The sequence below is a fragment of the Thermoplasmata archaeon genome, assembly GCA_035532555.1.
GTDB lineage: Archaea > Thermoplasmatota > Thermoplasmata > Lutacidiplasmatales > UBA184 > Lutacidiplasma.
Genome location: DATKQS010000017.1, coordinates 40205 through 52993, shown reverse-complemented (window position 1 = coordinate 52993; position 12789 = coordinate 40205). Strand labels below are relative to the sequence as shown.

Annotated in this window: 10 protein-coding genes and 2 tRNA genes; 7 read left to right on the top strand and 5 right to left on the bottom strand. The window is 68.4% G+C overall.

The genetic code is table 11. The features are described 5' to 3' along the window. Nucleotides 1–181 precede the first annotated feature (181 nt). From VMV28_04545 to VMV28_04525, 5 genes are all read left to right on the top strand, one after another. Nucleotides 182–415: a hypothetical protein gene (locus VMV28_04545; GenBank protein ID HUZ79866.1), complete on the top strand. Its 234-nt coding sequence runs from the start codon at nucleotides 182–184 to the stop codon at nucleotides 413–415. Between the two features lie 12 nt (nucleotides 416–427). After that, nucleotides 428–1255, top strand: a complete 828-nt coding sequence (locus VMV28_04540; GenBank protein HUZ79865.1) for an isopentenyl phosphate kinase — start codon at nucleotides 428–430, stop codon at nucleotides 1253–1255. 25 nt (nucleotides 1256–1280) lie between these two features. Further along, the gene (gene fni, locus VMV28_04535; protein ID HUZ79864.1) at nucleotides 1281–2330 is read left to right on the top strand and encodes a type 2 isopentenyl-diphosphate Delta-isomerase; all 1050 of its coding nucleotides are present in this window, start codon (nucleotides 1281–1283) and stop codon (nucleotides 2328–2330) included. Continuing rightward, the gene (locus VMV28_04530; GenBank protein ID HUZ79863.1) at nucleotides 2315–3877 is read left to right on the top strand and encodes an elongator complex protein 3; all 1563 of its coding nucleotides are present in this window, start codon (nucleotides 2315–2317) and stop codon (nucleotides 3875–3877) included. The genes fni and VMV28_04530 overlap by 16 nt, the downstream gene beginning before the upstream one ends. A gap of 65 nt (nucleotides 3878–3942) precedes the next feature. Then, entirely contained in the window at nucleotides 3943–5139 is a 1197-nt protein-coding gene (locus tag VMV28_04525; protein HUZ79862.1) for a methionine adenosyltransferase, read from the top strand. A 35-nt stretch (nucleotides 5140–5174) separates the two neighbouring features. Here the strand turns inward: VMV28_04525 and VMV28_04520 are convergent, their stop codons facing one another. After that, on the bottom strand, nucleotides 5175–6497 hold the full coding sequence (locus VMV28_04520; GenBank protein HUZ79861.1) for a hypothetical protein: 1323 nt from the start codon (nucleotides 6495–6497) through the stop codon (nucleotides 5175–5177). A 147-nt stretch (nucleotides 6498–6644) separates the two neighbouring features. Between VMV28_04520 and VMV28_04515 the strand changes: the two genes are divergently transcribed. Continuing rightward, a tRNA-Pro gene (locus tag VMV28_04515) sits at nucleotides 6645–6719 on the top strand. A 41-nt stretch (nucleotides 6720–6760) separates the two neighbouring features. On the opposite strand, the gene VMV28_04510 is transcribed toward VMV28_04515, so the two are convergent. The 3 genes from VMV28_04510 to VMV28_04500 all read right to left on the bottom strand — a co-directional run bounded on the left by VMV28_04510 (nucleotide 6761) and on the right by VMV28_04500 (nucleotide 9339). Beyond that, on the bottom strand, nucleotides 6761–7429 hold the full coding sequence (locus VMV28_04510) for an MBL fold metallo-hydrolase (protein ID HUZ79860.1): 669 nt from the start codon (nucleotides 7427–7429) through the stop codon (nucleotides 6761–6763). 79 nt (nucleotides 7430–7508) lie between these two features. Further along, the gene (locus VMV28_04505; protein ID HUZ79859.1) at nucleotides 7509–8282 is read right to left on the bottom strand and encodes a VOC family protein; all 774 of its coding nucleotides are present in this window, start codon (nucleotides 8280–8282) and stop codon (nucleotides 7509–7511) included. Nucleotides 8283–8337: 55 nt separating this feature from the next. After that, entirely contained in the window at nucleotides 8338–9339 is a 1002-nt protein-coding gene (locus VMV28_04500) for an LLM class flavin-dependent oxidoreductase (GenBank protein HUZ79858.1), read from the bottom strand. A 98-nt stretch (nucleotides 9340–9437) separates the two neighbouring features. Between VMV28_04500 and VMV28_04495 the strand changes: the two genes are divergently transcribed. Then, a tRNA-Ala gene (locus VMV28_04495) sits at nucleotides 9438–9511 on the top strand. Between the two features lie 35 nt (nucleotides 9512–9546). Here the strand turns inward: VMV28_04495 and VMV28_04490 are convergent. Next, complete coding sequence (locus tag VMV28_04490; GenBank protein HUZ79857.1) at nucleotides 9547–12762, bottom strand: protease pro-enzyme activation domain-containing protein; 3216 nt, start codon at nucleotides 12760–12762, stop codon at nucleotides 9547–9549. Nucleotides 12763–12789 lie beyond the last annotated feature (27 nt).

Sequence of the window (12789 nt, the reverse complement as noted above, 5' to 3'; positions counted from 1 at the left end):
GCCGGGAAACTTCTCGTTGTTTGGGCGATCCCGCGGCCCACTCCCATCGGGGCGGCCCGCCTCCCTCGGCCCGCCCGCCTCGACCGCGCAAGGCGAGGGCCGCGTCGAGACGGTTCTTCCACGGCCGGGCCCTCGCGCTTCGCACCGAACCGATTTAGAGGGGGACATCGTGCCGGTCTCGATGTCGGGCACCGGGCACGAGCATCTAGGGGAAGGGAGCGAGCTCTCCACCGCGGAGACCTCGCACGTCTCCGTCCCGTGGGTGGTACTCGCGGCGGTGCTGTGCGGCATCGGCATCTTTCTGCTCATCTACTGGCTCATCTACTTTGACTGGCCGGCATTCTCCGGAGTGGCCTTCGTGCTCGCGGGAGCGTTCCTGCTGTTCAACCGTCGGACGGGGCTCGACCGCGCCTAAGGTGGTCGAGCGATGGCCGTCCGGCCCCCAGAGACCGCAGCGCTGCTGCCGATCGTCGTCGTGAAACTGGGCGGGAGCGTCATCACGCGCAAGCGCGAAATCGAGAAGCTGCGAGCGAAGGTGCTGGCCCGGCTCGCCGGCGAACTCGCGTCGATCACCGACCGGCGCCTGATCGTCTTGCACGGAGCCGGAGGGTTCGGCCACCGGACCGCCGCGCGCTTCGGGCTGAACCGGCCGCCGGCCCCCGGCGTCGCGCCCCGGGAACGGGCGCGCGGAGCTGCCATCGTGAGCGCCGAGGTACGCCGCCTCCACCTCGCCGTCCTCCGAGCGCTCGTGGAGGCGGGCGCGTCCCCGTGGTCGATCCCGATCGCCCACCACGTGCTGCAGCATGAGGGTCGCGTGGAGCGGGTCGACCTCGCCCCATTCGCGGCCACCCTCGCCCGGGGTCACATGCCCGTCTCGTTCGGAGACGTCGTACCCGATTCGGCGTGGGGGTTCTCCATCCTGTCGGCCGACACGATCGCCCTCGAGATCGCGCGCGCGATCCACCCGGAGCGGGTGGTCTTCGTCAGCGACGTCGAAGGGATCCTCGGCCCGATCGACGGGGGACGACGGGCGGTCCTCCCGGCCATCACCGCCGAGTCGATCGCGACCCTCGCTCCTCCCTCGGGAGCTCCGGATGTCACCGGGGGGATCCGGGCCAAATCGAACGTTGCGCTCCAAATCGCCGAGGCGGGATCCGACGCAGGGATTATTAGCGGACTCCGGGATGGGGCGCTTTCGGGAGCGATCCACACGAATGTCTACTACGGGAGCTGGGCGCGAGCCGCGGGACGCTAAGGACCCCGGCGCGGATGGGCTGGACTTGAGCCACCGCAAGGCCGAGCACGTCAAGGTCGTCCTCGGCCGGGAGGTCGAGGGGCGGTACCGCTACTGGAACGACATCCAGCTCGTCCACAACGCCCTGCCCGAGATCGACTTCGAGGAGGTCGATGCGTCGACGACCCTGTTCGGCAAGAAGCTCCGGGCCCCGCTCATGATCACGGGGATGACTGGGGGGTTCCCGGACGCGGCCAAGATCAACGAGAATCTCGCGCATGCCGCCGCCGACGTCGGGGTCGCGATGGGCGTCGGGAGCGAGCGCGCCGCGATCCTCAAGGGCCAGTACCCCGACAGCTACTCGGTCGTCGCGCGGCACCCCGTTCCGCTCAAGTTCGCGAACATCGGCGCCCCGCAGATCATCGCGCAGTCCCCCGGCGATAGGATCATCACGTCCGACGACGCCCGGGCGGCGATGGAGCTGATCGGGGCCGATGCCCTCGCGATCCATCTGAACTTCCTCCAGGAGATGGTCCAGCCCGAAGGCGATCGGCGGGCCCGAGGCGCCCTCGCTCGCATCGGAGAGCTCGCGGCCACCTTCCCGGTGCTCGTGAAGGAGACAGGGGCCGGACTCTCGCGCTCGGTCGCCGAGCGGCTGCGCGACCATGGGGTGCGGGCACTGGATGTGAGCGGGACCGGTGGGACCTCGTTCGCCGCCGTCGAGCACTGGAGGGCCGTCGACCAGGGCGCCGAGCGCGAGGCTCGGCTGGGACGGACCTTCTGGGACTGGGGGATCCCATCGCCCGCGGCCGTTCGAGAGGTCCTCCCGGTCGGTCTGCCCGTGGTCGCGAGCGGCGGAGTCCGCTCAGGACTCGACGTCGCGCGTGCCGTTGCGTTGGGGGCGACCGCCGCGGGGATCGCCGGCGGCGTGCTGCGGGTCGCCGCCTCGAGCTACGAGGAGACGCGGCGCGAGCTCGAACAGATCATCCACGAGGTCCGGGTCGCGATGTTCCTGACAGGTTCGCGCACGATCGCGGACCTGCAGAGGGCCCCGTACGTGGTGACGGGAGAGACCCGGGCGTGGCTCCAGCGCTGAGAGCGACGGCGGCTCCCGGCCCCATGGGGCCGGAGGATATCCACCGGATCAAGCTCAAGCAGGTGCGGGCCAGTGGCGCCCGCACCCTTCCTTCGAACGTCGACTGGCTCGCCAGCCTACCTCCCGAGGAGCGGGCGCGCTTTGACGGAGCGATCCTGCGAAGGCCTTCCCGAACCCTCTCGGGGGTCGCGGTGGTCGCCGTGATGACCGCGCCGGCGCGCTGCCCGCACGGCCGGTGCACGTACTGCCCCGGCGGGGTCGAGAACAACAGCCCTCAGAGTTACACGGGGGAGGAGCCCTCCGCTCTGCGGGGGGCCCAGTTTCATTGGGACTCCCGCCGGATCGCTGCCGAGCGCCTGGCCTCACTCGAGGAGACCGGGCACCCGACCTCCAAGGTGGAAGTGATCGTGATGGGGGGGACGTTCCCGTCGCGGCCGGTGTCGTACCAGGAGAGCGTGCTCCGCGGGGTGTACGAGGGTCTCAACGGCGCGCCGGCAACTTCGCTCGCGGAGGCGCAGCTCGCGAATGAATCGGCGGCACGGCGAATGGTCGGGCTCACGGTCGAAACTCGACCGGATTGGTGCGACGCGCGCGTCCTTCCCTTCCTCCTCGGCGCAGGGGTCACGCGCATCGAGATCGGCGTCGAATGCCTGCACGAGGAGGTTCTGCAAGCGGTCGGGCGGGCCCACGGAACGGAGGACGTCCGCCGGGCCACTACCGCCGCTCGCGGCCAGGGCCTGAAGATCTGCTACCATCTGATGCTCGGGCTTCCGGGGATGACCCCCGAGGAGGACTACCGCGATGCCCTCCGCGTGCTCGACGATCCTGCGTTGCGGCCGGACATGCTGAAGATCTACCCCACCCTCGTGATCCCCGGGACCCCGCTCTACGACGACTGGAAGGCCGGTCGGTTCGTTCCCTACGACACTCCCACCGCGATCGAGGTGCTGGCGCGCATCAAGGGCTCTCTGCCTCCCTGGGTCCGGATCCAGCGCATCCAGCGCGACATCCCGGCGCGGCTGATCGCAGGCGGCGTCCGGGTCAGCAACTTGAGAGAACGCGCGCTCGCTCGGCTGGCGGAGAGCGGGGCCCATTGCCGCTGCCTGCGCTGCCGCGAGGTGGGCCGGCGGGCGAGCCCGCCGATCGACGACCTCGCCCTCACCGAGACGGAGTACCCCACGGTCGGAGGGAGGGAACTGTTCCTGTCGTGGGAGGACGCACGCTCCGATGCCGTCGCCGGGTTCCTGAGGCTCCGCATCCCTTCCGAGTCACTCGAGGGGACGCTCACCGAACCGGTGATACGGGAGTTGAAGGTCTTGGGAACGGAGGTGGCGATCGGGACGCCCGGTGGAGGCCGATCCGACTACCAGCACCGAGGGCTCGGCCACGCGCTGCTCGAGCGCGCGGAAGCGAGAGCCGAGGAAGCCGGGTTCCGCGGTATCTACGTCACCAGCGCCGTCGGGACCCGCCCCTACTACCGCGCCCGGGGGTACGTTCCCGCCGGTTCCCACCTGAGGAAGGCCCTTTTCGCCGGACGCAACGCCTAGCGTCGGCCCTAAGCGTCGCAACCCTTAAACCGACCCCCGACTCCGCCGGCCCCGAGTGAACCCCCATGGCCCGGAACATCCAGGTGGAACCGCTGCGGACGATGCATATCGAGGACCAGACCGTCGAGCTGGTCGAGCGCAAGGGTCTCGGCCACCCCGACTCGATGGCCGATGGGATCTCCGAGTCCGTCAGTCAAGCGCTCTCCCGGATGTACCTCGATGAGTACAACCGCATCCTCCACCACAACACTGACGAGACCCAGATCGTCGGCGGGGGGTCCGAACCGAAGTTCGGCGGAGGGCGGGTCACGAGCCCGATCTACATCCTCCTGGTCGGGCGCGCCACGACCGAGGTCAACGGAGAGAAGCTCCCGTTCCGCCAGACCGCAATCGATGCCGGGAAGAAGTACGTCGGCTCGATCGCCGCGCACCTCGATGTCGACAAGAACGTCGAGTTCGACTGCAAGATCGGGCAGGGGTCGATCGACCTGAGGGGCGTCTTCGACCAGAAGTCGGTCCTCTCCAACGATACCAGCTTCGGGGTCGGCTTCGCTCCGTTCTCCGACACCGAGAAGCTCGTCCTCGAAAGCGAGAAGTTCCTCACGCTCAAGCTCAAGCGGAAGCTCCCGGCGCTCGGCGAGGACGTCAAGGTGATGGGATTCCGCTCCGGCGACAAGATCCGGCTCACGGTCGCGGCCGCGCTCGTCGACTCGGAGATCGAGGACGCGGACGAGTACGCGAACGTCTGCGCACAGATCCGTGACAAGCTCGCGGACCAGGCCACGAAGCTGACCCGCCGCGAGGTCGTCATCGACGTCAACACGGCCGACGATCCCGAGCTCGGTCGGTTCTACCTCACCTGCACGGGCCTATCGATGGAAGCCGGGGATGACGGATCCGTCGGACGCGGCAACCGCGCGAACGGCCTCATCACGCCGTGCCGGCCGATGAGCCTCGAGGCGTCCGCCGGGAAGAACCCGATCAACCACGTCGGGAAGATCTACAACATCGTCGGCAATCAGATCGCGAACGACATCATCAAGGAGACCGGCGGCAACGTCAAGGAGGTCCACGTGCGGATCCTCTCCCAGATCGGCAAGCCGGTCGACGAGCCGCAGGTCGCGAGCCTGCAGATCCTGCCGGCGGATGGGGTCAAGCTCGCCCAGGTCAAGGGCAAGGCCGAGGCGGTCGCGCAGCATTGGTTCGACGAGATCCCGTCGATCCCCCAGAAGCTCCTGACCGGGAAGATCACCGTTTTCTAGACGGCCTTCCGCAAGGACCCTGCGCTCGCGACGTTTCACGACGCCGCGCGGTCGAACTCCTCGAGCCGACGCTGGGTCCGCACGTCGTGGAGCACCGCGCTCTGCCGCAGCCAGCGCTCGATCGGGATGGCGAAGGTCTCGACCATCCGTGCGGTGAGTTCGGCGAGGGAGGCGAGACGCTCGGGAGGCCGGGCGAGCGCCTCTCGGACGTGCTCGCGGACGTTCCAGACACCCAGCGGTAGGATCTCTCCGGGGTGGACCTCCCGGAACACGAGCACTCCGGCCTGGCGCTGCAGACGAAGCAACGCCTCCGAGGTCGCGAGCCGGGCCGCGTAGTAGCAGCCCCCGATCGATGCGTACGTCGTGCGGCCGTGGAAACCCTCGTGGTCCCCCATCATGACGACCCGCTCGGTGTTGGGATTCCACAGTGTGTTCGGGTACCATGTCTCGATGGATTCGTACCGGTAGGTTCCCGGAAGGAAGGCGAGGAACCAACGGTTGTCGAGGGCCGTGTACCGGTAGAGGAGGATCTCCGAGAGCTCGGGGAGATGGCGAATCTTCGCGAGATTGCCTTTCGAGAGAAGGTCGTCCACCGCGGTGATGCTCCATCGCGTCGGCACGAGCTTGCGGCGGCCCCGGCGGCCTAGAGTGCCGACGCTGAACGCGCGCTGGATCCGACTGACCCGCACGCCCCGGTGGTACAGCTCGTCGACGGCGGTTCGGGCGTTGGCGTCGGTATCGGATGCGAGCCGGTCCAGATGCTGGTCGACCCGGCGGACGTCGAGTCGGAATCCCTCGATCGCGGCGGTGGGGCCGAACGGAGGAGAAGAGTCCGACAGCGCAAGATGCCCCCGGGGCGGGCGGCGGAACGTCGCCTCGGCCTCGGGCGATTCGGCCGAGAGCGACAGAAGCTGGAGATCCTCGAGGAGGCCCGCGGGACGGTCCGCTTCGGTGACCCGCATCGATCGGGTCCCGCGGACGAGACCCGTTCGGAAGCCGACGACCTCCTGGACCGAACGTCCGACCCAGTCCTCCGGGGTGTCGTAGAGCATCGTGTCCCCGTGGATCGGACTGAGGAGTGGCCCCACCGATACCTTCGGGTAGCCGAACCGGCCCACGAAGACTCCCGGGGGCGAGGAACCCGAGAGTTCGATACCTTGCACCATCGGCAGGGTCCGAGAGAGGCCTCCGTACCGCACGAGGATGGGACAGACCGGCTTGCCGCAGAGCAGCTGGGCCGAGCGGCACCGCAGGCACAACGTAGGGTCGTCCCGCAGCCCGGGGATGGTGTAGGTAAGGGAGCCGGGAGCGGGGCCTCCCGGCAAGGGAAAGGGCGGAGGCTCTCCCAAGGCAGGCATGGGATAGGAAAGGGGGGTGGGGATTAGAAAGAGGAGGGAGGGATCACGAAACGCTCACGAGGGAGCGCCCCGAGCCGGGTACACGGATCCCCTCGCCCTCCCTCTCATATATCGCGCGCTCGTGGCCGCCTCGCAACCCGTCAACGTGGGACTGTGGGGTAGCTTGGTCCATCCTTCGGGGTTCGGGACTCCGAGACGCCAGTTCAAATCTGGCCAGTCCCACTCGGCCTCGGTTTCCCGGCCCGGAAGGACGCCTCGCCGGATCAGTCGAGCCGGGCGAACTTGCGGAGCGCGCTCGCGCCGTTCTTCAGCACGGGCCCCCCGTGATAGGAGAGGACTGACTCCACCGAGAGTTGGGACATCCGATGCGCGGAGATCCGTGCGGTCGGTGTGTGGTGGGTATAGTCCGGCACCGTGAGGATGAGCCCGTCCTTTTCGCCGAAGAACAGATCCCCGCTGAACAGTAGCTTGCGCTCGGGCTGGTAGTAGGCCATGTGTCCTGGGGTGTGTCCCGGGGTGTGGTAGGCGACGAGGCCGCCTGCGGCGTCGACCGAGTCGCCATCCTTGAGCACTTCGTCGATGACCACGGGCTCGGCCGGAGGCGCGCCGGGTCCGTCATAGGCGGGCTTGCAATTGATGTAGGCCGCCTCGATCCAATGGGAGAACGTCCGGGCCCTCGTCCGTTCGATCATTCGCGCGAGACCGCCGACGTGATCGCGGTGAAGATGGGTGATGAGGATCTTCTTGACGGAGGTCGGCGGGATCTTCATGTGGGCCAGGTAGGCGCCGATCGCCACGTCCGAGCCCGGGAGCCCGGAATCGATCAGGGTCCAGGTGTTCCCGCGGTCCTTCAAGAGGTAGACGTGGGTGGTGAAGTCCGGGGAGGGGTCGATGCCGTCCACGAGGTGCACTCCGGGTAGTATCTCGACCATGGGCGTTCTCCGGGGTCCTGCAGACCTCGCGGGATAAAGCTCGTCGCGCCTGAGCCCGGGCCCGATCCAGACCCCGCCCTCAGGAACGACGGCGAGCGGACACGGCCGTTCGACTCTTCGGGAAGAGGGCCTCGAAGGCCAGGAACTCGTTGCCGTCCGGATCCGCGAAGCGGATCGTGCTCCCTCCCCACGGCTCCTCCCGCACGGACTGCGTGACGGTGGCGTGGGCGTTGAGCAACCGCAGCTCGAGGGCCCGAACGCTATCGGTTTGGAAGACGATCCCCGTCGCGGCCCCGATGCGGCCGAGGGCCTCGGAGAAGTACGGTTCCCCCCAATCGGCGCGGGGCGCGATGAGCGAGATCGCGCTCGTGCCCAGACCGAGCGCGAGCTCGACGTACCCGGTGTCCGGGTCCTGGGTTCGGATCGCGAGACCGAGGACGTCCTGGTACCATGCGATGGCCCGCTTCTGGTCCCGGACCACGACCGCCACCCGCTGCAAGGACGTCAGGCGGCCGGAGCCCCGCGGCGGTGGCGGGTCGAGATTGACCCCGCTTCCCCGCTCGGCCGGGGACCATTCGAGGAACTCGTAGGACGTCCGGTGGATCCCCGCGAAAGGGTCGGTGCGCAGCACGCGTCGGGCCTCGGCGACGTCCGTCGCGCGAAAAACAAGCAGATCGCCCTTGGGGGTTCGCAGCGGACCGTGGGCCACGAGGCGGCCCACGTGTTCGAGGTGCTCGAGGAACGGGCGAACGATTCCCGGCGTCGGAAAGTCGACCTCGCCCTCGCTCCCGGCGCGCACGACCCGGACGTAGAGATGTTTCGGCTTCGGCCCAGGTCGCCGTCCGACCTTCATCGGCCATCCATGATTCCGGTTCTACATAGGGCTGCAGGGAGGAGCTCCGAGCGCCCTACGCCGTCGCGAACGGCGCCCGCGCGCTTCCCAGGGCCCGAGCGGAAGACTGCGCTTCTCTCGCCTCCAGTCCACCGAAGTCGAAGATCCCGAGGACCTCATCGACTCCGATCCCGCGGAACCGTTCGAGCCCTTCGGCGACTTCCCCCGGGGTGCCGAAGAGGGCGAACCCGCTGCGCTCGATCGACTCCGCGCTCGCGTGCTCCGGATGGTTTCGGACCTTCTCCACGTAGAACGTGCTCTGGGTCGCGAGTCGGCCATCGAGATAGCGCTGCAGGGCCGCGCGCGCGAGATCGGGCCGATCGCCGGCATAGAGGTGGAGGCCCACCGATACCCCGGCGCGGCTCCCCGGCGGGAGGTGGGAGCGGTACTCGGCGATTTGGGTCCGGAGCTCCTCGATCCCTCCGACCGTCGCGTAGGGGATCAACGCCGCCGACACTCCACGCGCCGCGACGAACGGCAGGGCCTCCCGGCGCTGGACCGCGATCCAAATGGGAGGATGGGGATGCTGGATGGGTCGTACGCTGAGCCGCACCGGTCGCGACCCGGGGCGGTCCACGCTCACCTCTTCGCCCGCGAAGGCTCGGAGCAGGGTGTCGAGCGCACGGTCGAACCGTTCGCGCTTGCCCGCCGGGTCGATGCCGAAGCCTTCGAACTCGCTCGCGAGGTAGCCGCTGCCCACACCGAGGTTCAGGCGACCGCCGCTGAGACGGTCGAGGAGCGCGTACTCCTCCGCGAGGGCGACCGGCTCGTGGAACGGCAGAACGCTGACCATCGATCCGAGCCGGAGGCGACGCGTCCGCTCGGCGCACGCCGCGAGGAGGATCGGCGGAGAGGGACACATGCCGCCTCCCTGGAAGTGGTGCTCGGCGATCCAGATCGCGTCCAGCCCACCCGCTTCCGCCGCCTCCGCGAGCGCGACCACCTCGCGGTGGCGATCCCGACCCTCGCTCTGGAACGGGCCGAAGCCGTCGACAATCGAGAACGCGCTCAGCCGCATGCGACTCGGGGTGGGCGTCAGGAGTAGATTTCCTTATCCCGGCCCGGCGCGCGCTCCAGACGAAAGGCTATGAATCCGGAGCGCCCCTCAAGGGCCGAGGGCTGGTAGATCAGCTCGGAAGATCGCCGGTTTTGCAAACCGGAGGCCTCGGGTTCAAATCCCGACCAGTCCACTTCCGCCCTCGGGTCGGGCCGATCCCGATCGGGCCTAGCGCGGATTGTACGGGGGCACCATCGGCTCGACCGGCCCGCTGGCACCGTCCGGGCCGGGAGTCGAGACCGGCCGACGCGGCCGTCGGACGGCCACGAGCGCTATCAGCGCGATGACCATCACCGCAACGAGCGCGAGGATCGCGTAGATCTCCCACCCACCGGGGATGTACGCGTAGGCGCAATTGAGTCCCGTGCAGGAAGCCGCGAAGGAGAGCACGACGTACGACAAGTTCCCGAGCACGGTCACGCTCCCCGATCCGGGCGAAGGGTTCGAGCCGGCGACCGATGGGACGGAGAAGGCATAGGTCCCGTTGAGCATCTCGAAGGTGATCGTCGTGGCCGACGAGCTCTCGGTGATCCCGCCGAGCGTCACCGACCAGACCGCTCCGCTCCCGAGCCCGGTCTCGTTGAACACCACGGCGAACGTGACCAGCTGGAAGTTGACGGGGTTGCCCGCGTCGGCGGTCGAATACACGAAGAATCCCTGATCGACGCTCCCGCTCACGACCGAGGCCTCCCAGCTCCCGCCGGACGGAGTCCATCGGAGGTTCTGGGCAGATTCCGGCGCCTGGGCGATCGGGGTGCGGACGACCCCGCCTCCGACGGGGGCCACGTAGGCGCTTCCACCCGTGGGGAGATACGTCGGAGTGACGGCCGCGGAGGTGGGTGCGGCGAAGACGCCCGCGCTGCCGGACGGACCTCCCAGAAGCCCGAACTGGGGCGCGAGACCGCTCGGGACGGCGGTGTTCGGATACGGGCCGTCCGTGTATTCGATTCCCTGCCAGAAGTACCGATATCCCGAGCCACCGATGATGAACTCGGCCCCGGGGACGGGCGTCGAGACCGCCCGCCCGTTCACATCGAATACGATCTCCGGAGAGGAACCGGTCGGTCGCACGAGGCTCGTGGTGATCGTCCAGGTGGTCGGAAGCGTGGCGGATCCGCCGCTCGAGGTCCGGTAAACCCAGATCGTCTGGCCCGGGTACAGCCCGTAGAACGGGTAGTAGATGGAACCCGTCTCGGTGACCTGCCACGCGGACGACGAGGTGCGCTGGAGGGAAACCGCGTTCTGGACCCAGTAGATCGGGGACCCGAGACTGTTGGCGAGGAAGAGCGTTTGCTCGATCGACGCGTTGTACTGCGTGTTCACCGTGGAGTTCTGGAACACGGAGGTCGCCGTGAGCGCGCTCAGGTTCACCACGTCCTTCACCCCATCGAGCGCGAAGGAGGAACCCGCGTAGTTGAAGGAGAGGACGAACGCCGTGAAGTTGTAGTCGTTGAGCGAACCCCAGCCCGTTACGAGGTCGTAGCCGGGCAGCGCTGGGTACACGTAGTTCCCGCCCCGCGTCACGTCGTAGAGTGGGAGCATCGGGAGCGACGAGTCGTACGTGCCGTACACGACCGATCCGTTCTCCGAGCCGGCCGGAGGCGGTTGGACCATCCGGTCGGCCCATGCGTACATCGCGGGGTTTAGGAATCCCAGGTTCGGCTGGTGGTATCGCACGAGGACCGCATCGGCCTCTGCGACGAGTCCCGCGACCACGGGCGTCGCCACCGAGGTCCCGAAGTCGCGGTACGTCAGTTGGGTCCCCGAGGTCGTCGCGAGCACGAACATGTCCTGCGCGATGGCCGCAACGTCCGGTACTCCCCGCCCGCTCGAGCCCGTAGCCGCGATCACCGCGTTCGCCTCGGAGGTGCGCTGCCACGACGGCTCGGCGAAGTACTTGCTCACTCCTCCGGAACTACCGATGGGACCGCTCCCCGACTGGGGCTCGTACCATGCCGGCTGGGAGATGATCGATAGGAATGCGGAAGAGCTCGGGTCGGCGTTCAGGGTGAGGGCCGTGCCTCCCACCGCCGTCACTCCGAAGGAGTTGTAGGCCATCACGGATGGGAATTCGACCTGCGAGCCCACCGAGTAGTTGCTGGAGGGGTTGCTCCCGGCGTCCCCGGTCGCGGCGAGGACCGTGATCCCCCGTGCTTGGGCCTCTTGCAGCATCGGGACCCACGACGAGTCGTTCGAGTCCAGCGAGCCCCAGGAGTTGGAGATCACGCTGACGTTCGCGAGGCCGGGGTATCCGGTCGGGCTCAGGATGAAGGCGAGCGCTCCGTCGGTCTCGGCGCTCCCCGGACCGTTCCCGTAGACATTGTAGATCGACGCTCCGGGCGCGGTGCTCCCGACCATCTCGAGGTCGAGCGTGTTCTCCCCGGTCGACCCTGTCGTGTCGTTGCTCGCGGAGATCCCGGGCATCGGAGCGCCGTCGTAGGGAACGGGAACCACCGTCGAGTGAGGCTCCCCCGCCGGTAGCGTGAGGTTGAAGTAATCGTAGATGTCGTTCGGGACGTACGGGCCTACGGGCTGCCCTTGGCTGTTCTGCCCGGCCCAGAGGATCGTCGCGACCACCTCGTGGGTCGGGTACGTGATCGACAGCAGGGACTGCTCGTTGTAGGCGACCTGGAGATCCGAGCCCCAGACGCACTGCTCCCCACTCGACCCGCACGGAGTAGGCGCCGGATAGCCCGCCGCCTTCGCGTTCGGAGCCGCGGCCGGTCCGCTCGCGATCGTACGGATCGTCGCCGGGGTCGCCGTTCCGTAGCTCGAAAGACCGTCTACCGATCCGATCTCTGCGACGAGGCGCGCCGGCAGGGTCGGTGTGCCCACCGGAGAATAGTACGAGCTCGTCGACGCGCCGCCGCGCGCGAACGATACTCCGAACAGCGCGCCGACCGCCGGTCCGGGGCCCTCGAGCAGGAGGCCGATGCGATTCGGGTAGGACGTCAAGCGGACTCCCGAGGCTCCGCTGAGGTAGGTGATCGCGAGCTGGTAGGCCGATGCGGAAGGCGAGAACTCCGCCGTGAACTCGCGGGCGGACAGGTACTGGTGGTACTCCGGGCTCGATGGGTTGGAAAGACCGGTGAGGAGCGCCGCGAGCCGGCTCTGATTCTGCAGGCTCAGCGTAACGAAGACGGAGACCGAGCCCACGTACGGTATGCCCGACACGGGGGCTGGCGGCAGTTTCCCCGCGAGGGGGACGGCGACGCGCGGACCGAGTGCCAGATCGGAGAGCGTAGGCGTCGAGAGCGGGGCGACCGGGGATCCGTGCGCGGTCGCCGCGGGGACGACGAACGCGGCGCCGAGCAGCACGAGCAGGAGGACGATCCCGATGGCGAGCGCGCGTCGGGGTCCGAGGTTCGTCGATCCATGCTGCACGGCGTGGCCATGGGGCCCACGGGAATA